This is a genomic window from Sporomusa sp. KB1 (assembly GCF_007830295.1).
GTDB lineage: Bacteria > Bacillota > Negativicutes > Sporomusales > Sporomusaceae > Sporomusa.
This window is the reverse complement of sequence record NZ_VLKC01000002.1, coordinates 2,249,738-2,271,803: the sequence shown is the minus strand read 5'-3', so window position 1 is coordinate 2,271,803 and position 22,066 is coordinate 2,249,738. Positions and strand designations below refer to the sequence as shown.

Genomic DNA, 22,066 nt, shown 5'->3' with positions numbered 1-22,066 from the left:
TACAACATGGTAAAGACTCTGCACTACTACCTTCTTTCAGGCAAAATATAACTATTTGTAAAAGAAAGCTGTTGGATAATCTCCAACAGCTTTCTTTTATTATAATCCCCTTAGCGACTTACTATTACTTCCCCAGCTTATTTGTAAGCGTTGCTTTGATAAAATCCCTAAACAGCGGATGCGGGTTAGTCGGACGCGACTTGAATTCCGGGTGGAATTGCGTACCCACAAACCAGGGATGATCTTTTAATTCTACAATCTCAACTAAGCGCCCATTAGGCAAAGTACCGCCAATAACAAGGCCGGCAGCAGACAATTTATCACGATACGCATTATTAAATTCAAAACGGTGGCGGTGACGTTCATAAATAATCTCGTCCTGATAAGCCTGATAGGTCAGTGTACCTTCTGTAACCTTGCAGGGATACACACCAAGACGCATTGTACCGCCCTTGGCTTCAATAGCTACCTGCTCAGGCATAAGGTCGATTACCGGGTGCGCTGTATCTGGATCAAACTCAGTGCTGTGCGCGTCTGTTAAGCCACATACATTACGGGCAAATTCAATGACGGCAGTCTGCATACCCAGACACAGGCCAAAGAACGGCACTTTGTTCTCCCGTGCATAGCGAATGGCCTTGAGCTTACCTTCAATCCCGCGGTCACCAAACCCACCAGGCACCAAGATACCATCAACATCACCTAAACATGCAACTAGATCAGTGTCCTTATCCTCAATATCTTCGGCATTAATCCATTTTATCTCAATTGCGGTATCATTAGCAATGCCACCATGGCGCAGAGCTTCTGACACACTCATATACGCATCCCGCAGGGCGACATATTTACCGACAATGGCAATCTGCACACTATACCGCGGATTCATGATCTTATCCACCATGTGTTTCCACTGCGTCATATCGGCCCCAGTGTCTTTCAGGTTGAGCTTTTCCATGGCAATACGGTCAAGCCCTTCCTTTTCCAGCATCAGTGGAACCTCATAGATGCTGGCGGCATTTTTGTTCTGGATGACTGCATCACAGTCAATATCACAGAATAAGGCCAGCTTTTCTTTCATCTCCTGCGAGATCTCATGCTCAGTACGGCACACAATGATATCAGGATGAATACCAATACTTCTCAGTTCTTTTACACTATGCTGGGTAGGCTTGGTTTTAAGCTCGCCAGCTGCCGAGATGTAGGGTACAAGGGTAACATGAATATAGAGCACACCACCCTTGCCTACTTCCTTTTTAACCTGACGAATGGCTTCTAAGAATGGCTGACTTTCAATATCACCAACCGTACCGCCGATTTCGGTAATAACAACATCAGCATTGTCTTCTTCGCCTACCCGGTAAATGCGTTCTTTAATTTCGTTGGTAATATGGGGAATTACCTGGACAGTGCTGCCCAAATAATCTCCTTTACGCTCCTTGCTGATAACTGACCAATATATTTTGCCAGCTGTGACATTTGAGCTTTTGCTTAAGTGAATATCAATAAACCGTTCATAATGGCCAAGGTCAAGGTCGGTCTCACCACCGTCTTCTGTGACAAATACTTCGCCATGCTGATAAGGACTCATGGTCCCTGGATCAAAGTTGATGTACGGGTCAAACTTCTGAATGGTAACTTTGAGCCCGCGGCTTTTCAAAAGACGCCCAAGTGATGCTGCCGTGATTCCCTTACCAAGTGAAGATACCACGCCGCCTGTAACAAAAATATATTTAGCCATTTAAAAATCCTCCTACTAACTTCCCACAATTAACTGTCTGACATCCCTAATTATGCCAAAAATGCAAGTTCTTTATCCGATGACTGAGAGTAGCAGCTTCTTACAACTACACCTCAGTTTCTTCGTTTTCTTCTTCTAATTCAGTCTCGTCTTCCAGCAGCTGGTCAGGATCAGAGTTACTGGCAGTTCCCTCATTTTCAAAATCCTGTTGAATGGCAGCAAACAACTTAGCCCGTCTTTGCATATCTGATTGGGCAGCTGCTGTTTCTTCTGCTTCGGTCACACTTATTCGCTGAGGTGACCATTCATTCAAGCCCCACATACTTTTGCCTGTGTGCACAAACCGGCTGTCCAGATTAATCCGCGTATGTACATCAGCAATAGTATGGGCTGATGCACGTACTGTCCCCCCCCTGGCGGCGATGGCCTGATCAATTAATTCCCGGTAATATAACGGATGTCCTGCTGCTTTTAAAACCTGATATGCTGAATCGACTTCATCAATAGAATTCTTCGGTATAGCCATAATTTTACCCTCCGCACTTAACAATCCGCGTTTTATATTCAACACACAGAGGTAAATTCCTCCCGATTGCTGTAAAACATTCCTGGAAAGTAAGCGATTTACATTTTGTTGGGAGCAGCAACCCCCAGGATACCAAGTGATTGTTTTACCGTTGCCCTTACCGCTGTCACAAGTGCCAGACGGGCGGCCTGTAAGTCAGGATCAACGCCAATAATCCGGCATTGATTATAAAAGGTATGGAACAGGCTGGCTAATTCATGCGCATAGCGGGCAATCCGGTGCGGCGCACGCTCACAAGCAGCACTGGCAACCTCTTCTGGGAATATCGCCATTTTTTTGATTAAATCAATTTCTGCCTGCTCTGTTAAAAGTTCCAGCTTACTTTGGTCCCAGACAGCAGGAACAGGTAAGCCCGCATCTGCCACTTGGCGAAAAATACTGGATATCCGGGCATGAGCGTACTGGATGTAATACACCGGATTCTCATTGGAATGAGATTTTGCCAAATCAAGATCAAAGTCAAGCTGGCTGTCAGTGGAACGCATAATGAAGAAATACCGGGCGGCATCGCGCCCCACTTCCTCAATAAGTTCACTCAAGGTTACGCCTTGCCCTGTCCGTTTGGACATCTTGACAAGCTGGCCATCTTGATATAGGCTTACCATCTGCAAAATCATTACTTCCAGGTTATCCGCATTATATCCCATGGCACTAATCGCGGCCTTAACCCGGCAAATGTAACCATGGTGATCCGCCCCCCAAATATTAATAACCTTGTTAAAACCACGGGCAAATTTATCACGATGATAGGCAATATCAGCAGCCAAATAGGTAGGCACCCCATTATCGCGAATCACTACCCGGTCTTTATCATCACCATAGGCTGTCGATTTTAACCATAAGGCACCATCTTTCTCATAGATACTGCCATTGGCCTTTAACAATTCACAGGTAGCTGCTACAGAACCACTGTTATGTAGTGTGCGTTCGCTAAACCATACGTCAAAATTGACGCCAAACTGTTCCAAATCGTCTTTAAGCGCAGCCAGCTTTTCCTTTAGTCCCACTTCCTTGAACGCGGCTAAACGCTCTGCCTCCGGCATACTGAGATATTTGTCGCCATGTTTGTCAATAATCCTCTCAGCTGTATCAATGATATCCCTGCCATGATAGCCATCTTCGGGAAAATCAACTGCTTTCCCCATAAGCTCCAAATACCGGGCGTTGACAGAAGCTGCCAGGTTATCCATCTGATTGCCGGCATCGTTGATATAAAATTCCGCCTCCACCTGGTAACCTGCTACCCGAAGCAGATTAACAAGGGCGCTGCCTACGGCCGCCCCCCGGCCATGACCAACATGCAATGGCCCGGTGGGGTTGGCACTGACAAACTCTACCTGTACCCGCTGACCTTGTCCGGCGTTAGTCTGGCCGAAATTTTCCCCGGCAGCCAATATATCCGTTAAATCTTGGTATAGGATATCTGACTTAAGATAAAAGTTAATAAACCCCGGCCCAGCCAGCAAGGCTTTATCCAGCCATGGCTCATTAAGCCGGTCGATAATCGCCTGGGCAATCACCCGCGGATTCATCTTAGCCGCTTTCGCCGACTGCATGGCAAAATTAGTCGCATAATCGCCAAACTCCTTTTGTGGCGGCACTTCCAGTGTTATCTCAGGCAGACGCTCGGCAACAAATACGCCATCCGCTATCGCTTTGTTCGCTGCTTGTCCAATAGCGGCAATTAGCTGTTGTTTAATGTCCATTCTTCTTATCCCCCTGTATAAGGACAGCAAGTTTATTGGTGCTTTGCCACTGTCCGTCTATTTCCAGCTCATACTCAATATGTATTCCGGTAACCTGACTATTATCCTCAGCACGGGTTATCGCCAGCCGGGTTGTTTGTATACTAATTTCCATTGTGCCGTAGGGTGTGACATACCTGGAACGTGAGCGCTGCCCAACCCGAAATTCCTGCCGCTGGTCAACGCCGCCCCTACGCACCAGAATAACATAATCTGTGTAGACTTTTAAGAGTGTTGAGGCGCCTTCCATCCCACTAATCCCGCTTTCCTGATACGTGATGTAGTGGACCCCATTTTTCGCATACCGACGCCCATGCGTAAATAATTCAATTGTATCTTCTTCGCCATGATCATCCTGTTGTGAGCCCTTCACAGAAATGAGTACATGGCTAATATCCGTATTACTCTGTTCGATCAGACTCAATCCCTTCACAGAACCTTAACTTTATTATTATAGCGTAGTCGAAAGCTATTGCCAATATTCATAAGACCAATATTGCAAAAAAATCAAGAAAATAAATTGCGCCGCCTGTCCGTGCGTACCAGACAAGCGGCGCAGTCCCCGGGAGGTAGCCGCCATACTACCTCGCGTAATTAATGTATGCAGAAATTACTATAAAATTCATCCAATATGAAGTCAGTGAATAAATTTCTTTTCTTTAACAAATCATTGCCATAGTTTTTTCACTTCCGTGCCAGGATAATAATGCCTGACAATATCCTCGGCCTGCTTGCCCTCTTTGGCAAAGGTATAGGCGCCCCATTGGCACAAACCAACACCATTGCCCCAGCCGTTGCCCTTAAAAATGAAGTAACCATCTTCCACATTCATTTCCGTAACTAAGGTGGATTTCAGAACATCATAGCCGATAGCTCTGCGGAAATCAGCACCATACATTTTTTTATTGCCAGCCCCAATATAGAGAATCCGACCAGATGGCCCTTTCTCCAAAATACGGATATCGGCTGGGTTACCAGTATAGCCGATGGCAGCTGCAACCTGGGAAGCCGGAATTTTTACTGTCCAGGATTCTATTTGTTCTGGGGCATAGGTAAAGCAGTTATCTTTGACAGGCTGGAAATATGGCGTGTCATGAGGAATTTCTTTAGGGAAGCTTTCTTCTCTGGTAGCACCAATTTGCCCATTGCAGGAACTATAGATTGCATTAACAAGTCCACCGGCATATAACAGTACTTCACCGCGTGTCCGGGCCACGGCCTGCCGCACACTGTCGTTGACTTTCTGGGGAGCAAAAGCCTGAAGCTCTTCTTTCGCTGTACTGACATCGGCATTATGTAGTTTTTTTATTGTCCCAGCCTCAATGGCACTGATTGTCAGGGTACGTGAGGCAATGGCCTGTGCCGCTAAGGCCTCTGTCGGCCAATCCGGCTCCATCTCCTGGGCAATAACCCCTTCAATGTACTTCTCTAGCGGCATAGTCTCGATCGAGCCTTTGTCTGCCAGATAGACTTTTATTTGTGGTTCATTAGCATATTTAGCTGCATCAAAAGGCGCAACTCCTGGAATCGGCTGTGGTACCGGCGCAGGTGGCGCCGGGGCCGGTTCCTGCTCAGTCGGTGCCGGTGTTGGTGCAGGTGTTGGTTTTTGGGCGGGAGGCTTGAGTAGTGTGTACGCTCCCGTGAGAAATGCCAGCAAAATTCCTACGACTAGTGCGGTATTCCATGTCTTGTTTTTCATGCGCTCCCACCTCGTGTTTAGTATGGCTGGAAAGTTTCAAGCTTATACGTCAGGCAATCCCCATAGTTCCACTGTTAGCTGAGAACCTGTCTCATCAGTAAAAACACGGCTTATCAGGCGATGGCGCGTGGTGTTGATAAAGCGAAAATCCTTATCTGTGTAGGTAGTGGCATCCTTGCCTGGCGGCACATATTTTACCGGTTGGGAATGAGGATGACGCTCGGTAACTGTAAGATTTGCAGCCAATACCGCATTATATAGAGTTGATGACACCTGGCACATGCCACCCCCAAGCCCCTGCTCCGTTTTTCCCTTATCGCCAAATATTGCTGCTGGTTGAAAACCCCTGCCGGCCGTCGGTTCGCCTGTTAGTCTGTTGAAAGAAAATTCCTGCCCGGATTCAAGAACTGTGTTGTTGATTAATTTGGCTGTCAGACGGATATTGGCAAGACGCCCCGGGCTATCATCCAAAATTTGTGTAGTATAACGCCCCAGCTTGTGACTACGAGCAAGCTTATCTTGGGTAATATCAGGCACAAACTGCTGATAGACTGATGTAACCTTGCTGCCAGGCGCTGCAGCAAACAATTCGTTCAAAGTGGCTGACACATTGAGACGCTGACCCGGACGTTCAGGAATAACCTCGCCGGTTTCAGGGGCAAAGCCGGCATTTACGGCCGGCACATCTTTGGCCTTGGCCAAGTTAACCAAAACTCTGGTGGCTTGTTCCATCGTCATAGCGCCTACAGGCTGTCCTTCAATGGTAACCTGGTCAGCTACTAGGCGAACTTCAGGTTTGGGAGCAGGCGTTTTTAGACCGCAACCGGCGTTAAGTGCCAGTAGCATAATAAGCATGAGAAACAGAAATTGCAAAAGATTTTTTATCTCGTTCACCTCCTGCCTGTAGTGGGAATACCATGGAGTATCTTATTTGCTGACAAGGAGGAAATGATATGCAGGTACTTGAGAATTGGGTTAGCAAAGCAACAGGAATTACCTGCCATTCTGACAAGGTACAGCCAGGGTATATTTTTGTGGCGATCTGTGGCCGCGCCGCCGATGGTAATACGTTTGCCCAAGCTGCCGCTGACCGGGGAGCACTGGTGATTGTGAGCGATTGCCCAGACCATCTGCCACCGCTGCCCATTCCGGTACTTGTTGTAGCTAACGCCAGATTGGCCCTGTCTGAGCTGGCTGCGGCCTTTTATGAAAACCCGTCACACAAATTGAACCTTGTAGGTATAACAGGCTCTAATGGCAAAACTACTATTGCCTGCCTGCTTGAACATATTTTTATCCGTAATGGCTTCCAGACTGGACTTATCGGCACCGTCCGGGTCAATACCGGCAAAAACGCTATCCCCAGTACCCTGACAACACCAGATGCGGTTACTCTTCAACACTATCTGGCACAAATGCTTAGAAACAAAGTTACCCATGCCGCTATGGAAGTATCCGCACAGGGCGTTGATATGCATCGCGTTACTCATGTTCGTTTTTCAACAGGCATATTTAGCAATCTATGTGCCGACCACCTCGATTTTCATGGCAATTTTGCCAACTATCTTGCGGCCAAAACTAAGTTTCTGGACTTGCTTCCCCCCCAAGCTCCCCTGATTATCAATATCGCCGATCCCTACTGCCAGGTTATTGCTTCCCATTTTACCGGCAGGCTTATTACCGTTGCAGTCAATAGCCCGGCCGACATCTGCGCCGGTATTACCCACCTGACAGCCTATGGCAGTGGCTTTATCCTTACAATCAGCAACCCGTTGATCGCACTCAATGGCCAACAAATACCAGCCGGCCAATATGCTATGACATTAGCCATTCCCGGACGCCATAATATCGAAAATGCACTATTGGCCGCTGCCGCCGCCCTAATACAGGGCCTGACACCAGCAGTCATTTCCCAGGCGTTAGCCGATTTCCGGGGCGTTGAACGGCGTATGGATATTTTCCATATCGACGGACTCACTGTTGTTGATGATACGGCTCTAAATCCAGGCAGTATTGAAGCTGTTTTCGATACAACAAACACGCTGCGCTATCAGCAGCTTGTTGTTGTTAATGCCATCCGCGGTCAGCGCGGTCCGGCAATTAACGCCGCCAATGCCGCAACCCTTGCCGGTCTCAGTAAAAAATTACCGTTTGAATTAATTATTACCGACAGCGCCGACCAGGTTGGTCCACCTGATACAGTAACCCCCGAAGAAAGGGTGGCCTTTCTGTCAACACTCAACACACTAAAAACCGGCTATACCCACACCAGCACTTTATCTGCGGCGATCACCGCTGCACTCAGTCATGCCCGCAGCGGTGATCTTATTGTATTAATCGGTGCCCAAGGTATGGATACCGGCCGGCAAGTGTTGACCGCAATGGTCAAGTCCGCCAAAACGCAAAATCACTGTCAACCCCAGGTTTATCAGCCAACGTTTGCCTTAAATCTAGATGCAACACAGTAAAGTATTACTTCCCTTTAGGCTCTTTGTTTATATAACCCGAGAACATCGCCTGCAGCTTGGCAGGTTCTTCGGTCAACGCCAAATACAAATGCAGCGGAATGGTTGCCAGAAAAAACATGGCAATGCCGTAAAAAATAATCCGAATCCCTCCAAGACCGCCAAGCGGCCGACTGAGCCAATCAGCATACTCAGGAAAGAAGTACGGTAATGCAGCCGCTCCCGCTAGCAGGGCAGCAAGTCCCCAGCAAGTAAACAGCACCTTTTGCCCCGGGTTATAGCGCCCATAATTCGGGTGATGCTCAGTGATAAACAACGCGTATCGAAAGAAGCTGCGCAGGTTGGGAAAATCATGCGGCGTAAACAGTATCTCGGTATATTTGCCGGTAACAAGATAGTAGTAAATCTGCCCCCATAAATTTAAAACAAGTATAATACCGGCAATAGTATGTGTTTTGCGCATTACACCATAAGATAGCGTCCCCCAGGGGTCATGCAGATACAATCCTGTTGCAACAAGATAGCTAATGGTAAGAGCCATAATCCAGTGAAAAATACGCACAGGCAAAGGATGTAATAATAGTTTCATAAAAATAAAATCCCCCAATTGGGGGATTTTAATGTACTCATAATTTCAAATTGACTTTGGGAATATTTTTCCCATAAAAAATCTCAGCCATCTCTTTTTTGAGGCGCTGTTTAATTTTTTTCTTCTCGCCAGCCATGAGTTCCTTTTTGGCGGTTCCAAATAAATAGTTATCCAAATCAAATTCTTTTAACAACATTTTAGTATGGAAAATATTTTCTTGATAGACATTAACATCAATCATTTGGTATATGTCCCGATTCTCGCTGGAAATATAGTTTTGGATAGAATTTATTTTATGATCAATAAAATACTTTTTGCCATTCACATCGCGGGTAAAACCTCGCACCCGGTAATCAATGGCCGTAATATCAGGCTGGAAAGTATTAATCAGAAAGTTCAAGGCCTTGAGCGGCGAAATATGACCGCAAGTCGATACATCAATATCTGCCCGGAAGGTGCTGATGCCTTCATCCGGATGGCTTTCAGGATAGGTGTGGACAGTAATGTGGCTTTTATCCAGGTGGCAGACAACAGCCTCTGACTTAGGCTCACTGTTAAGCTCACATTCCCCGCACTCCTCGCTGGTTACGGGCTCTCCCGGTTGATTAACCGGCTCTTCTGAAATCAGCATGGTAACACTGGCGCCCTGGGGATCATAATCCTGCTTGGCAATATTTAAGATATTAGCTCCAATTATATTGGCCACTTCTGTTAGAATATTGGTCAACCGTTCAGCACTATATTCCTCATCAATATACTCAATATAAGAATGACGATGCTGCGGCGTCTTCGCATAACAGATATCATACATATTAAAGCTGAGTGTCTTAGTAAGATTATTAAAACCATACAGTTTTAGTTTTTTAATTGCTTTAATTTCCATCTTGACCGTCCTTCTCCTCACTGAAATGATTGACTATATCCAAAAGCACCATATTGTTTTAAATAAAACACCTGTCTGCGCCAATAAGAGCAACGAAAAATCCTTTAACGATTATACCACAACCAAGCTAAAAGTATAGCGGTTTACCAAAATTTTTAGACCTGCAGCCTACAGCCACAGGTCTCTAACAATAGTTTACCCGCTAGCGGGGTTACTATTTTAGGATAGCAATAAATTTTTCTACCATTTTCACCGGACAATACGATTCCTTGGCTTTGCGCAACCCCTCTAATCCCATATCCTCCTCCCGATTGATATATGTCAGTTTTCGCCAGGCATTGGCACAAAATTGTTGATTAATCACCGGATAAACACCACGAATATCCGGATTGGCTTTTTCGACGTGGATAACTGCAGTATCACTGTTTAGTTGCTCACCAAAGCTAAAAGCCTCCACTTTTTCATTAATATAAATTAAACCGCCAGTCAACTTAAGCTCGTTCCAATGGGTAAGCACTTCAATAATCGCATCCCGCTCTCCTTTTAGCATCGCATCATCATCACAGCCTTTTTTTCTACACCACTCTATTTGGGTTTCAACACAGCGCGGCACCCACTCGGACGTCAACGCTATATACTGATAGTTACTGTAATTGCGGAGAAAACTATTAACATGATTTTTCTTACTATGATATTTACGGCCTTTTAATTCAATCAAATCCCTGCTATTATAAACATAATCGTAATTGTCCCGGTCAGCGGTAATAGCAAACTTCCCTGGTCGCCATTTTTCGAGGATGTCTACCATAAATTTTTCTATCCCCGATAGTCTAAAAACCTGGTTATTCTCTGTACAATAATTTGCCATCTCCGTTAGGATTCTCTCTATCCCTGCATCAGGACCAAACGGCTGCAGCATAAACTGTTTCTCACCGCGACCAGCCTTAATAACCAAGCAGCCATCTACTTCCGCCCATTTAATGGAATACAAATTGCGCCACATATATAAATTAGTGAAATTATAATGAGCATTTTCGTAACGGCGCTGACTAAAACACTTATCAAACAAAGCTTTTTGCCCCAACGTAATATTCTGGAAGTTGATACTAAGACCCCCCAATATGTTCAATACTGCTAATTTAAGCAGAAATATTTGCATATTATTTTTAATTAATACTTTCTATTATATGCTAGTTACAAGCAAGACGCAACAAAAGACGGAGGTGATAGAATGAGCAAACGCGCACCCACTCTTTTATCTGGTGATTGTCCTCATCTAAAAAAACGCCACAGCATTATTGCCATTTACTGTGAAAACTATATCCCAAACCAAGCTGCACCGCATTACCAGATCGAAGAGATTGACTGCGATTATAGCGATGAATGCGGTTTAGAAAAATGTCCAATTGCTGAAAACGCGCCCAAACATCCCCCTGGCATCGGCCCGGCCTAACGGTGAATAAAAAAACCTATTTGCACCAAGCTTTCGGCGACAGCAAAAGTCGCTGTTGCCTGTATCCGGTCCCAACAGAAGCTGTACTTTCTGTTGGGACGGTGAAGAACGGTTCTTGTCTGCTGGATTCATAAACCAGCACAAGCAAGAACCGTTCCTTTTTATCTTTTGCGGCGAGTTAAGACTCCCTCCTCTGCAGGCGGCGTTTGTTCAGGTGGGGTAGCCTCACCTGAACAAACCGATGTTTCAGCTATGCTGAAACAAGTTCCTACAGATTTTGCACAAATTCCAATCGTTCATCATCAGGCCCGGCAAAAAATAGAATCTTTTTGCCGCTTACCATCTTGGGCTGATCAAATAATAACGTCACATTATGCTGCCGGAGCTTGTCCATTTCGGCAGCAATATCAGTTACCGCAAAGGCAATATGATCAACGATACCCGCACCACGTACCTTTACACTATCTTCCTGATGTTGAATAAGCTCAATTGTTTGCTGACCTGCTTTGACAAATGCCAGGTGAACACGCTCATCCTGGTAACTCTCCTCTAACGCACATCCTAAAACAGTGGTATAGAATTCCAGGGATTTGTCCATGTCTTTAACTACTATCCCGATATGAGCGACATTATACATATAGGTTTCCCCCCTGCTGCTATTTAAAATAATTGACACCGGCACTAAACAGACGCTGATCTTTGCTGCCCGGAATATTGATGGCAACATGGTTGCCAATACGCTCAGAATGAGCCATTTTCCCAAGTATCCGCCCATCTGGGCTGGTGATAGACTCAATAGCGTGAAAGGACCCATTGGGATTAAAACTAGCGTCATAGGTAGCAAGACCATCAAAATCAACATACTGAGTCGCGATTTGGCCATTAGCTGCCAATTGTGCAATTTCCTCAGCAGTGGCATAAAAACGTCCCTCACCATGCGAGGCAGGAATGGCAAATACCTCACCAGCCTCAACATTACTCAGCCATGGTGACAAGGTAGATACTACCTTAGTATTGACCATACAGGAAATATGACGACCAATTTTATTAAACGTCAGCGTCGGACTATGCTCAGTTAAGTCCTGAATTTCGCCATAGGGAACCAACCCTAATTTAATAAGTGCCTGGAAACCGTTGCAGATGCCAAGCATCAGGCCGTCCCGTCGTTGCAGCAGTTCAGTAACCGCTTCCTTTACCCGGGGATTGCGAAACATAGTGGCGATAAATTTACCTGAACCATCAGGCTCGTCGCCAGCGCTGAAACCGCCAGGCAACATGATAATCTGAGCACCAGCAATGCCTCTGGCAAGTGCCGTAATCGATTCTTCAATATGAGTGCCAGAAAGGTTACGAATAACCAGTGATTCGGCAATGGCTCCAGCCTGCTCAAAAACCTTGATGGTATCATATTCACAATTGGTTCCGGGAAATACTGGAATAAGTACTCGTGGCTTAGCGATAGCTGCCCTTGGCCGCCGCTTATTTCTTTCCGTATAAGCAGCGAAGCTTTGCGGTCGGCCGCTAATAAGCTCCGGGCGAGTAGGAAATACCTTCTCCAATGGCTGTTCCCAGGCGGCAAACGCTTCCTCCAAAGTTATCGTAACTTCATTAATGCAAATAACCGGATTTGGCGTTGTCTGACCAAGTAACTGATATTCTATATTGCCAAACGCCTGGGTAAGATCTAGTCCGGCAGATAGTTCAAGAACCAGCGAGCCATAGTCTGGAGTAAACAGATCCTGGACAGCTACTTGTTTCGCAAACTCAATCCCAATGCGATTACCAAAGGCCATTTTGCTGACGGCCTCAGCAATACCGCCTGCTTTAATCGTATAAGCTGAACTTATTTTACCAGTTTGGGCAAGCTCCCTCACTTTGTCGTAGGTAGCTGCTAAAGCAGTAAAATCAGGTAAATCCTCTTTGTCCCGCCTGAGGCGGATAACGGCCACTTGGCTGCCAGCTTGCTTAAATTCCTGCGAGATTACTTGCCTAACATTAACGGGTGTTACCGCAAACGCTACCAGCGTCGGCGGCACAGTAAGCTCATTAAAAGAGCCTGACATACTGTCCTTACCGCCAATTGCCGGAATACCCAGCTGCTGCTGAGCGTAGAAAGCGCCTAACAAGGCACTAAATGGCTTGCCCCATTTGACGTTGTCTTGTCCCAGTTTTTCAAAATACTCCTGCAAGGTCAGCCGCACGGTCCGGAAATTACCACCTAAGGCTGCCACCTTGGCTACAGCCTCCACAATAGCATAGACAGCACCATGAAACGGACTCCAGCTTGAAAGATTGGGATTAAAACCATAGGTCATGATTGTGCCAGTAGTAGTATTGCCTGATACCACTGGCAATTTAGCCACCATGCCTTCGGCAGGGGTAGCCTGGTGTTTGCCGCCAAACGGCATCAAGACAGTGCCTGCGCCAATGCTGCTGTCAAAGCGCTCTGCCAGACCCTTTTGACTACCAACATTGATATTTTGCAAAGTCTTCAGCCACACGTCTTTGATATTTTGCGCAGTTACCTCACCCCCGATAGATGTACCTGCAAAATAACTATTACTAACTGGCGCAGTCACCTGTACGTTTGTATGCTGCTTGGCCCCATTGGTGTTTAAGAAATCACGGCTAAGGCTGACAATTGCCTTACCGCGCCACAACATAGTCAGGCGATTATCATCAGATACCTTAGCAACCAGAGTAGCCTCCAGATTCTCGGCATCCGCATATTCAATAAATTTTTGCGCATTGTCAGCGGCAACCACTACCGCCATCCGCTCCTGCGACTCCGAGATAGCAAGTTCTGTCCCGTCAAGCCCTTCATATTTTTTGGGGACAGCATCCAAGTTAATTTCCAGACCATCGGTAAGTTCCCCAATAGCCACAGACACACCACCGGCACCAAAATCATTGCAGCGTTTAATCATCATGCTAACCGCACTATGACGGAATAACCGCTGGATTTTACGTTCTGTCGGCGGGTTACCCTTTTGGACTTCCGCGCCGCAAGTCTCCAGCGATTCTTCCGTATGGGCTTTGGATGAGCCGGTAGCACCGCCACAACCGTCGCGTCCGGTACGACCGCCAACTAATAGGACGATATCGCCAGGCTCTGGCGCTTCACGCACAACCTGGTGTTTGGGAACAGCCGCCATAACAGCACCGATTTCCATACGTTTAGCAACATATCCATCATGATAAACTTCGGCCACTTGACCTGTTGCCAAACCAATTTGGTTACCGTAGGAGCTATAGCCAGCCGCCGCACTGGTAGTAATCTTACGCTGTGACAACTTGCCTGGCAGCGTGCATTCCAGTGGCACACGCGGATCGGCGCTGCCGGTAACGCGCATCGCCTGGTAGGCATAGGCGCGGCCTGACAAAGGATCCCGAATACACCCCCCCAGACAAGTGGCCGCTCCCCCGAAGGGCTCGATCTCTGTGGGGTGATTATGTGTTTCATTTTTAAACATAACCAGCCAGTCTTCTGCCTGTCCATCAATATCTGCCTGCACAACAATACTACAGGCATTAATTTCTTCTGATTCATCCAGATCTGTTAAGTGCCCCTGTTTTTTTAGTTCTTTCATGGCAGTTGTGGCAATATCCATCAGATTGATATCACGTTCAGCCGCTTTTTCCCCATAAACATAATTCCGGGCTTTGCGGTATTCCTCCCAGGCCTTGGTAATAGGCTGACTATAATGGCCTGCCTCAATTTCAACTTGTCCAATCCTGGTGTGAAAGGTGGTATGACGGCAATGATCTGACCAATAGGTATCAATGACTTTTATTTCGGTAATTGTCGGATCACGCTTTTCCACATCACGAAAATAAGCCTGACAGAAAACCAAATCCTCCAGACTCATTGCCAGACCCCGCTCCTGTAAAAACTGGGTCAATGCCGCCTGAGGCAGGTTGTTAAAACCATCTAGCACAGCCACATCCTCCGGCATAGTAGCCGGTACCACCAATGATGCCGGTTTTTGCAATAAAGCTTCTCTGGCCTCAACTGGGTTAATACAGTATTCCTTGATTTTAGTAAGGTCTGTTTCTGAAAGCTGCCCCCCTAACACCAGCACCTTGGCTGTACGAATCTCCGGACGTTCTTTCTGAGAAAGTATCTGGACAGACTGAGCCGCCCAATCCGCCCGTTGGTCATATTGGCCTGGCAAATATTCCATCGCAAACACTTTTGCCCCGGCAGGCACAGCAAATTGCTCAAGATAAACACCGTCCACAGGTGGTTCAGAAAAAATAGTCCGCAGGGAAGCGTTGAATTCAGCTTCACTTATCCCACTAATATCATACCGGTGCAAAACACGCACTTCCGTCAAACCAGATATCCCCAGATGGTGTTTTAAATCAGAATATATTCCTTCAGCCTCAACGGCAAAACCTGGTTTTTTCTCGACAAATATACGACGAACAGTGTCCAAGGCAATACCTCCTTAAAAATACAGGCAAAGAATATAGGAAAACCCACTCTTAGCCTGGAATATTACATTAGTCGTTCTACCCAGGGAAAGTTATCCTTTCCATCTGGACAGGATATTATTATCATTATAATGAGTTGGTAATTGAATGGCAAGTTGTAAGAAAGTTATGCCTTCTATGAAGGCTTATCCTACTTTTAAGAAAGAAAACCTTGCTGGTAGGGAAAAAAGCAGCCCCGCTTACGCCGAGCTGCTTTGGAATTTATGATTTGAAGTTTAGCTATGCATGAATAGCGATAAAAATTTATACATTAGTCCACTGGTTAGCGCGCTGAACGGAATGGTTAAAACCCAGGCAAACAGCATTTGCTGCGCCACACCCCACCGTACAGCCGTCAAGCGTTTAGATGAGCCTACTCCCATAATTGAGCCAGACACCACATGGGTAGTACTTACTGGCAGGTGAAGATTAGTAGCAGCAAAAATAACAAGTGATGAGTTCAAGTCAGCAGCAAAACCGGTAATCGGCTCAAGCTTAAATATCCTGCCCCCCATTGTTTTAATGATTTTCCAGCCGCCAACAGCCGTACCACAAGCCATTGCTGTCGCACAGGAAAATTTCACCCACAACGGAACCTCCAATGTCGGTATCTGTCCAGAACTTAAAAGCGCCAACGTAATAATGCCCATAGCCTTTTGCGCATCATTCGAACCATGCGAAAATGACATCATACTGGCAGATAAAAGCTGCATCTTTTTAAATCCGGTATTTAGTTTTCCCGGCTCGTGCCTACGGAAAATCCACATCATGGCAATCATGATAACATAACCGCCGGCCATAGCAAGCAGTGGTGACACTACTAGCGACAGTACAATTTTTTCAACACCAAAGACGTTAATGGCTTCAAATCCTGCCCCTACGGTTACCGCCCCCAGAACGCCACCTACAAGCGCATGAGAGGAGCTGCTGGGAATACCAAACCACCAAGTAATCAAGTTCCAGACAATAGCCCCAAACAGGGCCGAAATTATAACCTGCTGGTTAACCAATGAGGCCGATTTCACCAGATCGCCACCGATAGTTTTAGCTACACCAGTACTATAGAGCGCCCCGGCAAAGTTGAGAACAGCTGCCAACATGACAGCATATTGCGGTTCCAAAGCCCGGGTCGATACTGAGGTGGCAATAGCGTTGGCCGTATCATGAAAACCATTGATATAATCAAATGCTAAGGCAAAAAAAACTACGACGTAGAGTAACGTCAAATCAGGCATATTTTACAATGACTCCCTTTAGCAAATTCGCGATATCCTCGGAAATATCCAGTGTTTCTTCTAATTGAAGCAAAATTTCTTTCCACTTGATGATCTCAATAGGGTCAGTGACTTCCCGAAACAACTTAGCCATTTCCTGGCGATACAGCTTGTCGCCCAGGATTTCATACTCAATAATCTTGGCACAGCGTTCTTCAACTTTTTCCCGCTGCTTTTTGATTTCAGGCAAATAGGAAAACGACTTGTCAATTTGTTTAGACGCTTTGACAATAAGTGCCCCCAGTTCTCTGGCGCCTTCTGATGCAGTGCCCGCATTATATAACTCCATACGTTCAATAACTCCCTGGATACAGTCAATCACATCATCTAGTTTGTGGGCAATAGCATAAATGTCCTCCCGATCAAGTGGTGTAATAAAAGTCTTATGTAACAAGCCGATAATTTTTGCAGTATTGACATCCGCTCGTTTCTCAAGCTCATCTATCTGAATCATTAATTCAGGTAAATCACCTTCTTGATTTAAAGCCACCTGTAGTACATCAGCCGCATCGCGAATCAGTTGCGTGTTTTCCAAGAGATACCCGTAAAATTTTTCTTCACGCGGTTTTAAGCCAAATCCCATACTTAGCCTCCTCAATTCGTCGGATATGATCTGATTATAGCATAAAACCCCGACATTTGTTAACTAATTGTAAAAAAATGTTAATATTCAGTTAATTTGCTATTACGACTTAGCTACCAATATTATGCCGCTTACTATAAGCACAAGTCCCCCCAGCCTAAGCACACTGATTGATTCATGAAAAATAAAATACGAAGCAATAAATACCAATATATAACCAAGGCTAATCAGTGGGTACGCGTAACTCAGTTCCACTGTTCGGAGGGCATAAATCCAGAGCAATGTACTCACACCATAAAGTGCCAAGCCCGCGATAAGCGGCCAGGCAGCTATCGCCTTTTCCCATAAGGAACCGGTGTCAGGAATTCGCATAGCACCGTATTTTAAGCCAACCTGTCCCACAGCACCAATAAAGACAGAAAGTAATATTACATATAGTTCTTTCATGTTGACACCATCCTACCTGCAAATCCGCTGGCCAAAATTTAAAGTATTCTAAATTAGTATATTCCCTTCACAAGCAGGTATTCCTGCCAACTTATGAAATCCCTTTTCCCATGATCAATATCCATTATATAATATGTCGCGTATCTATCGTAAATTTTCATTCTTCAGCAAATTAACTCACCCAACAGCCACCGCTTGACGACAATTCAATTGTCATCTATTGTTAGAGTATGATAAGCTACCGCTTGAAGGAGGCTGCCACTATTGTCGCAAGCTGCCCGCATCACTGAACTAGATTGTTTACGGGGAATTGCTATCCTGTTAATGATACTCTTTCATATCGTTTTTGACTTAGCCTACTTTTACAACTGGTCACTCGACTATCTAAACGGTTTTTGGTACTACCAGGGCAAGACTGCGGCTATTCTATTTATGCTGGTATCCGGAATAAGCAATACCCTCAGTCGCCAGCCAATACGCCGTGGCCTTACTGTGTTCGGCACAGGTATGCTTATTACACTGGTAACATATTTCTATAATCCAACGATGTATATCCGGTTTGGGATATTACACCTGTTGGGATTCAGTATGTTTACCGCCCCCTGGTTAGCCAAACAATCGGCTCTACTGCTGACACTGGCAGGCACTACCTTACTTATCACAAGCCACTGGATTGCCAGTCTAACGGCAACAACAACCTGGCTGCTGCCGCTTGGCATCACCCCCACTGGCTTTGCCTCACTAGACTACTATCCACTACTGCCCTGGTTGGGCGTAGTACTCTATGGTATGGCGGCAGGCAAGCTGCTGTATCCTGCCAGACAACCCCTGTGGCCATCAGCCGTCACCTGCGTCCCAATCCGCACCCTAAGCTGGCTGGGCCGCCAGTCGCTGCTTATTTATCTTGTGCATCAGCCGATCATCTTAGCAGTATTAAGCTTTCTTTTCATATATCTATAATTTCTTTCCAGGTCAATCAACGCGGGTAACTATTTATTTTATTTATAAATAGTCTTATCAAACCGATAAACAATACAGAGCAAAAATCAACAAATAAGATAAACTTACTATTGTACAGTAAGTTTATCTTATTTCTATTTTATTCAATTTAAACTTTTGCGTTTAAAGGCTTGACTATAATTAACTAGTCTTTGCCTTGCTTGTCAAAAAAGCTACTTTTTTTAAAAAGGATATCCTAAAAAAATGACGAACTATCGAAACAATAACTATTAAATTGGCGAGGAGAGTTAATTATGCAACATGAGGATCAACCCGTAACCAATGAGGCCATTTTAGCTGCCTTTAAACTGGTTCTCCCATACCTAAATCAAATAGTTAGAGAAGACATGGCTGTTGGACTTACTGATTTAAAAGAATATCTCGGTTATTATCGTGCCAAAAAATTCGAACTAGATCTTCCTGCAGGCAAACCTATTCAAGGAATACATACCGTGGAAGAATGTATCCGTACCAGTACCAATACCTATGACGATATCCCCCCTGAAGTCTACGGGCGCCCAATAAAAACAATTTTTACGCCGATTTATGGAGTAAATAAGGAGATTATTGGAACATTAAGTTCAGGCATTGATTTTAATCATAGCCTTGATTTGATTAAAAATGTAGAGGAAATGGTTAGCGCAACCGCCCAGGCAGCTGACAGTGTTCATCAAATCGCAGGCAGTGCCAGTGAACTCGCCTCCTCGGGGCAACGTCTATTCCAATTATCCAGCGATTTAGCAGAAAAAAATAAACATTCTACAGAGATTTTGGAATTCATTAAAAATATTGCAGCGCAAACTAACTTGCTAGGCTTAAATGCAGCCATTGAAGCGGCCCGGGCCGGTGAACACGGCCGGGGCTTTGCCGTTGTTGCCGAAGAAGTCAGAAAGCTTGCCGACCAATCTCAGGAAGCCACAAAGAATATCCAGCGCAATTTACAGGAAATGACTCAAGCTGTTGCTGAGCTTAATACTTCGATAGAAGCATCCGGAGCAATCAGCCAGGAACAGGCAGCCACCACCCAAGAAATATCGGCGGTATTGGAACGTCTCACTGCCGGCGCTAAACTGCTGGAAACTCATGTAAGCCAATACAGATAGTTGCCTGATGAACCTCTAAAAAAGCCTTACCAAAATGGAAGCCTGTCCCCAATTTCCGGACGCCAAAAAAGCCCCAGCAAGGGGCTTTATCAATGTGTCCAAAAATCTGCCGCGTCTATTCTCAGATAGAAATGACGCGATAGGAAGCTCTGAGTCTCTCCCTATACCCGGACAATTTCGTACCTGTTACTTTTAGCCCCAGCATGGGTATCCGCAGTTTGGTTAAAGGCAAATCCAGGATTAAGAATATTGACAAAGGCAGCCAACCATTCATTATAAAGCTTTTGCATGATTTTACTGTCAGCTCCAACCCGTTTCCAGTTAGGTTCCTGCAGACAACCCGCATTCTCCCACACCATCTTGTCAGGAGTGTTTTCCAGCACAGCATCTGCCTGATCGCAAGGCATACCATTCAGATAGTAATCGTTAATCGCCTTATAAATGCCGGGCGCGGTAGATGTTTCGTATTTACCCTGAGCATCAGCATGCCGAGCCGCATGGACCCCATGCTCACGGAAGGCTGTTTGGGCTACATCAATGGCGGCATCACCACAATTGTCTACTAGTGCTTGGATAAAGGCGGCTTCCCGGCTTTCGGCCACATTAATCTGCCGCTGCAGCCAGCCATGGATATTGCTGTGGTCAATCTGCTCTTGTAAATCAGCTTCCGGCAAGGGCTCACCATAGCTTTGCCAAGCCTGAGAGCGGGCTTCTTCTGCCGTACCGCCGCAGAGGTTCTCTGCCGCCTTGAAGATAAATTGCTCACGTTCAATAACACCGCGGATTTTATTATATAACCAGTAATGGATCGGCGCTAAAAAGGCGCTCATACTATTCTCCTCCTTATATTCTGACTAGTCATTGGCTGGAACTACTTTATTGAGAGCGGCCAACAGTTCAGGCATGTTGATACCATGGATTTCCGCTGCTTGCGTAACAGGCTCACCAGCTGAGGATGGGCAACCAAGACAACCCATGCCGAAGGACCGGAATACGGGAATTGTCTGTGGATATACCCGGATAATGTCACTAATAACACTGTCGCCGGTAATAGCATCGCCAAATACCAAATTTCCTTCTGTCAGCCCACCCGGTAGTGGTACAATTTTTTCTCCCGTTGCAGACTGTGACACCTTAGGCTCAATAGCAGCACTTTTTTCACCATAAAATTCTGCCAGCACATCGGTTTTGAATTTGTCCAGGCCGATACGTTCAATAAACTGGCCAATGCGTTCAATGTCCGCATGTTTCTGATAGTAGCGCATCACTATGTCAATAATCCGTAAAGTATCCTCATAATCCAGGCTTTCAATGAGCTTATCGGCCAAACGGGGATGTGAACCAGCGCTGCCGCCGACGTAGACATCCCAGCCTGCATCGGTGCCAATGACACCGACATCTTTGACGAACGACTCGGAGCAAGAGTTAGGACAGCCTGATACTCCCAATTTAATCCGGCTGGGCATTTCTTTTTTGATATACCGTTTGTCAAGTTCTAAGCCCAGCTTAATGCTGTCTTGCTTGCCACGTTTGCAAAAAGCATTGCCTGGGCAAATTTTGACACTGCGTACACAATTGGCAAAGCCTAAGGCCGGCTGCATCCCCAGCTCCTCCCAGATACTTTCAATATTCTCGGCTTTAAGCCCGGTTATCATAATCCGCTGGCCAGAAGTCAGTTTCATTGTCCCACCATATTTTTTGGAAACATCAACGTATTTTTGCATAACCTCAGGTTTGATAAAGCCGCCCGGAAGATGGGGGGTTATAGCATAGGTACGATTTCCCTCCCGAATTTTTTGCAGGTTTGCTCCTTTGGGTAGCATACTGCCACCTCCTCAATTATTTTTACCTAATTATGTAGGACTGATTCTTTAACCCACTATAAGGTGCATTTATTACTTGAGTTCATTGTATTATAAAAATGACTCCCCTGCGTTGCCAAATATCACAGCCTGCCGTGATTCTTGTCACACCTCTTACTATGATAGCTTATACCTAGTTTGTCGTTATCAGGCCAAAACTAAAC

Annotated in this window: 20 protein-coding genes; 4 read left to right on the top strand and 16 right to left on the bottom strand. The window is 45.7% G+C overall.

All coding sequences use genetic code 11. From position 1 onward, the window contains the following. Positions 1-124: 124 nt before the first annotated feature. From SALPA_RS14160 to SALPA_RS14135, 6 genes are all read right to left on the bottom strand, one after another. Positions 125-1,738 (bottom strand): CTP synthase, encoded by a 1,614-nt coding sequence (locus SALPA_RS14160; protein ID WP_145095202.1) that lies wholly within the window; start codon positions 1,736-1,738, stop codon positions 125-127. A 106-nt stretch (positions 1,739-1,844) separates the two neighbouring features. After that, positions 1,845-2,264: a DNA-directed RNA polymerase subunit delta gene (rpoE, locus tag SALPA_RS14155; protein WP_145095199.1), complete on the bottom strand. Its 420-nt coding sequence runs from the start codon at positions 2,262-2,264 to the stop codon at positions 1,845-1,847. Positions 2,265-2,362: 98 nt separating this feature from the next. After that, positions 2,363-4,030 (bottom strand): arginine--tRNA ligase, encoded by a 1,668-nt coding sequence (gene argS / locus SALPA_RS14150; protein ID WP_145095196.1) that lies wholly within the window; start codon positions 4,028-4,030, stop codon positions 2,363-2,365. Continuing rightward, positions 4,020-4,502: a DUF1934 domain-containing protein gene (locus tag SALPA_RS14145; RefSeq protein WP_255451206.1), complete on the bottom strand. Its 483-nt coding sequence runs from the start codon at positions 4,500-4,502 to the stop codon at positions 4,020-4,022. The genes argS and SALPA_RS14145 overlap by 11 nt, the downstream gene beginning before the upstream one ends. Before the next feature lie 234 nt (positions 4,503-4,736). Further along, positions 4,737-5,768 carry a SpoIID/LytB domain-containing protein gene (locus SALPA_RS14140; protein ID WP_145095193.1) on the bottom strand — a complete coding sequence of 344 codons (1,032 nt, stop codon included), beginning with the start codon at positions 5,766-5,768 and terminating at the stop codon, positions 4,737-4,739. Between the two features lie 42 nt (positions 5,769-5,810). Continuing rightward, on the bottom strand, positions 5,811-6,623 hold the full coding sequence (locus tag SALPA_RS14135) for a VanW family protein (protein WP_222427991.1): 813 nt from the start codon (positions 6,621-6,623) through the stop codon (positions 5,811-5,813). Between the two features lie 98 nt (positions 6,624-6,721). On the opposite strand from SALPA_RS14135, the gene SALPA_RS14130 reads away from it, so the two are divergent. Next, complete coding sequence (locus SALPA_RS14130) at positions 6,722-8,236, top strand: Mur ligase family protein (RefSeq protein ID WP_145095187.1); 1,515 nt, start codon at positions 6,722-6,724, stop codon at positions 8,234-8,236. A 4-nt stretch (positions 8,237-8,240) separates the two neighbouring features. Here SALPA_RS14130 and SALPA_RS14125 read toward each other — a convergent pair whose 3' ends face one another. The 3 genes from SALPA_RS14125 to SALPA_RS14115 form a co-directional block, all read right to left on the bottom strand. Beyond that, positions 8,241-8,822 (bottom strand): cytochrome b/b6 domain-containing protein, encoded by a 582-nt coding sequence (locus tag SALPA_RS14125; RefSeq protein ID WP_145095184.1) that lies wholly within the window; start codon positions 8,820-8,822, stop codon positions 8,241-8,243. Positions 8,823-8,859: 37 nt separating this feature from the next. Then, a complete protein-coding gene (gene speD, locus SALPA_RS14120) occupies positions 8,860-9,705 on the bottom strand; it encodes an adenosylmethionine decarboxylase (RefSeq protein WP_145095181.1) in 846 nt (281 codons plus the stop codon). 214 nt (positions 9,706-9,919) lie between these two features. Continuing rightward, complete coding sequence (locus SALPA_RS14115) at positions 9,920-10,834, bottom strand: DUF2156 domain-containing protein (RefSeq protein WP_255451205.1); 915 nt, start codon at positions 10,832-10,834, stop codon at positions 9,920-9,922. A 102-nt stretch (positions 10,835-10,936) separates the two neighbouring features. On the opposite strand from SALPA_RS14115, the gene SALPA_RS14110 reads away from it, so the two are divergent. After that, on the top strand, positions 10,937-11,158 hold the full coding sequence (locus tag SALPA_RS14110; RefSeq protein WP_145095175.1) for a hypothetical protein: 222 nt from the start codon (positions 10,937-10,939) through the stop codon (positions 11,156-11,158). Between the two features lie 268 nt (positions 11,159-11,426). Here the strand turns inward: SALPA_RS14110 and SALPA_RS14105 are convergent, their stop codons facing one another. The 5 genes from SALPA_RS14105 to SALPA_RS14085 all read right to left on the bottom strand — a co-directional run bounded on the left by SALPA_RS14105 (position 11,427) and on the right by SALPA_RS14085 (position 17,938). Further along, positions 11,427-11,795 (bottom strand): VOC family protein, encoded by a 369-nt coding sequence (locus tag SALPA_RS14105; protein ID WP_186451072.1) that lies wholly within the window; start codon positions 11,793-11,795, stop codon positions 11,427-11,429. Between the two features lie 19 nt (positions 11,796-11,814). Further along, a complete protein-coding gene (locus SALPA_RS14100) occupies positions 11,815-15,597 on the bottom strand; it encodes a phosphoribosylformylglycinamidine synthase (protein WP_255451204.1) in 3,783 nt (1,260 codons plus the stop codon). Between the two features lie 273 nt (positions 15,598-15,870). Next, complete coding sequence (locus SALPA_RS14095; RefSeq protein ID WP_145095166.1) at positions 15,871-16,869, bottom strand: inorganic phosphate transporter; 999 nt, start codon at positions 16,867-16,869, stop codon at positions 15,871-15,873. Next, positions 16,862-17,491, bottom strand: a complete 630-nt coding sequence (locus tag SALPA_RS14090; RefSeq protein ID WP_145095163.1) for a DUF47 domain-containing protein — start codon at positions 17,489-17,491, stop codon at positions 16,862-16,864. The genes SALPA_RS14095 and SALPA_RS14090 overlap by 8 nt, the downstream gene beginning before the upstream one ends. A 102-nt stretch (positions 17,492-17,593) precedes the next feature. Further along, on the bottom strand, positions 17,594-17,938 hold the full coding sequence (locus tag SALPA_RS14085; RefSeq protein WP_145095160.1) for an EamA family transporter: 345 nt from the start codon (positions 17,936-17,938) through the stop codon (positions 17,594-17,596). Positions 17,939-18,202: 264 nt separating this feature from the next. Here SALPA_RS14085 and SALPA_RS14080 point away from each other — a divergent pair, with 264 nt between their 5' ends. Together SALPA_RS14080 and SALPA_RS32440 are read left to right on the top strand one after the other, a co-directional pair. Further along, positions 18,203-18,898, top strand: a complete 696-nt coding sequence (locus tag SALPA_RS14080; protein ID WP_255451203.1) for a heparan-alpha-glucosaminide N-acetyltransferase — start codon at positions 18,203-18,205, stop codon at positions 18,896-18,898. A 293-nt stretch (positions 18,899-19,191) separates the two neighbouring features. Beyond that, a complete protein-coding gene (locus SALPA_RS32440) occupies positions 19,192-20,040 on the top strand; it encodes a methyl-accepting chemotaxis protein (RefSeq protein ID WP_145095157.1) in 849 nt (282 codons plus the stop codon). Positions 20,041-20,201: 161 nt separating this feature from the next. On the opposite strand, the gene SALPA_RS14070 is transcribed toward SALPA_RS32440, so the two are convergent. Further along, positions 20,202-20,870, bottom strand: coding sequence for a hypothetical protein (locus tag SALPA_RS14070; protein WP_145095154.1), 669 nt, complete (start codon positions 20,868-20,870; stop codon positions 20,202-20,204). Positions 20,871-20,894: 24 nt separating this feature from the next. Next, a complete protein-coding gene (locus SALPA_RS14065; RefSeq protein WP_145095151.1) occupies positions 20,895-21,863 on the bottom strand; it encodes a DUF1858 domain-containing protein in 969 nt (322 codons plus the stop codon). Positions 21,864-22,066: the final 203 nt, after the last annotated feature.

Excerpts from the sequence above, each read along its gene's own strand:
- SALPA_RS14160 (WP_145095202.1), bottom strand. The coding sequence starts at position 1,738 with ATGGCTAAATATATTTTTGTTACAGGCGGCGTGGTATCTTCACTTGGT.
- rpoE (WP_145095199.1), bottom strand. The coding sequence starts at position 2,264 with ATGGCTATACCGAAGAATTCTATTGATGAAGTCGATTCAGCATATCAG.
- argS (WP_145095196.1), bottom strand. The coding sequence starts at position 4,030 with ATGGACATTAAACAACAGCTAATTGCCGCTATTGGACAAGCAGCGAAC.
- SALPA_RS14140 (WP_145095193.1), bottom strand. The coding sequence starts at position 5,768 with ATGAAAAACAAGACATGGAATACCGCACTAGTCGTAGGAATTTTGCTG.
- SALPA_RS14135 (WP_222427991.1), bottom strand. The coding sequence starts at position 6,623 with ATGCTTATTATGCTACTGGCACTTAACGCCGGTTGCGGTCTAAAAACG.
- SALPA_RS14130 (WP_145095187.1), top strand. The coding sequence starts at position 6,722 with ATGCAGGTACTTGAGAATTGGGTTAGCAAAGCAACAGGAATTACCTGC.
- SALPA_RS14125 (WP_145095184.1), bottom strand. The coding sequence starts at position 8,822 with ATGAAACTATTATTACATCCTTTGCCTGTGCGTATTTTTCACTGGATT.
- speD (WP_145095181.1), bottom strand. The coding sequence starts at position 9,705 with ATGGAAATTAAAGCAATTAAAAAACTAAAACTGTATGGTTTTAATAAT.
- SALPA_RS14110 (WP_145095175.1), top strand. The coding sequence starts at position 10,937 with ATGAGCAAACGCGCACCCACTCTTTTATCTGGTGATTGTCCTCATCTA.
- SALPA_RS14105 (WP_186451072.1), bottom strand. The coding sequence starts at position 11,795 with ATGTATAATGTCGCTCATATCGGGATAGTAGTTAAAGACATGGACAAA.
- SALPA_RS14095 (WP_145095166.1), bottom strand. The coding sequence starts at position 16,869 with ATGCCTGATTTGACGTTACTCTACGTCGTAGTTTTTTTTGCCTTAGCA.
- SALPA_RS14090 (WP_145095163.1), bottom strand. The coding sequence starts at position 17,491 with ATGGGATTTGGCTTAAAACCGCGTGAAGAAAAATTTTACGGGTATCTC.
- SALPA_RS14085 (WP_145095160.1), bottom strand. The coding sequence starts at position 17,938 with ATGAAAGAACTATATGTAATATTACTTTCTGTCTTTATTGGTGCTGTG.
- SALPA_RS32440 (WP_145095157.1), top strand. The coding sequence starts at position 19,192 with ATGCAACATGAGGATCAACCCGTAACCAATGAGGCCATTTTAGCTGCC.
- SALPA_RS14070 (WP_145095154.1), bottom strand. The coding sequence starts at position 20,870 with ATGAGCGCCTTTTTAGCGCCGATCCATTACTGGTTATATAATAAAATC.
- SALPA_RS14065 (WP_145095151.1), bottom strand. The coding sequence starts at position 21,863 with ATGCTACCCAAAGGAGCAAACCTGCAAAAAATTCGGGAGGGAAATCGT.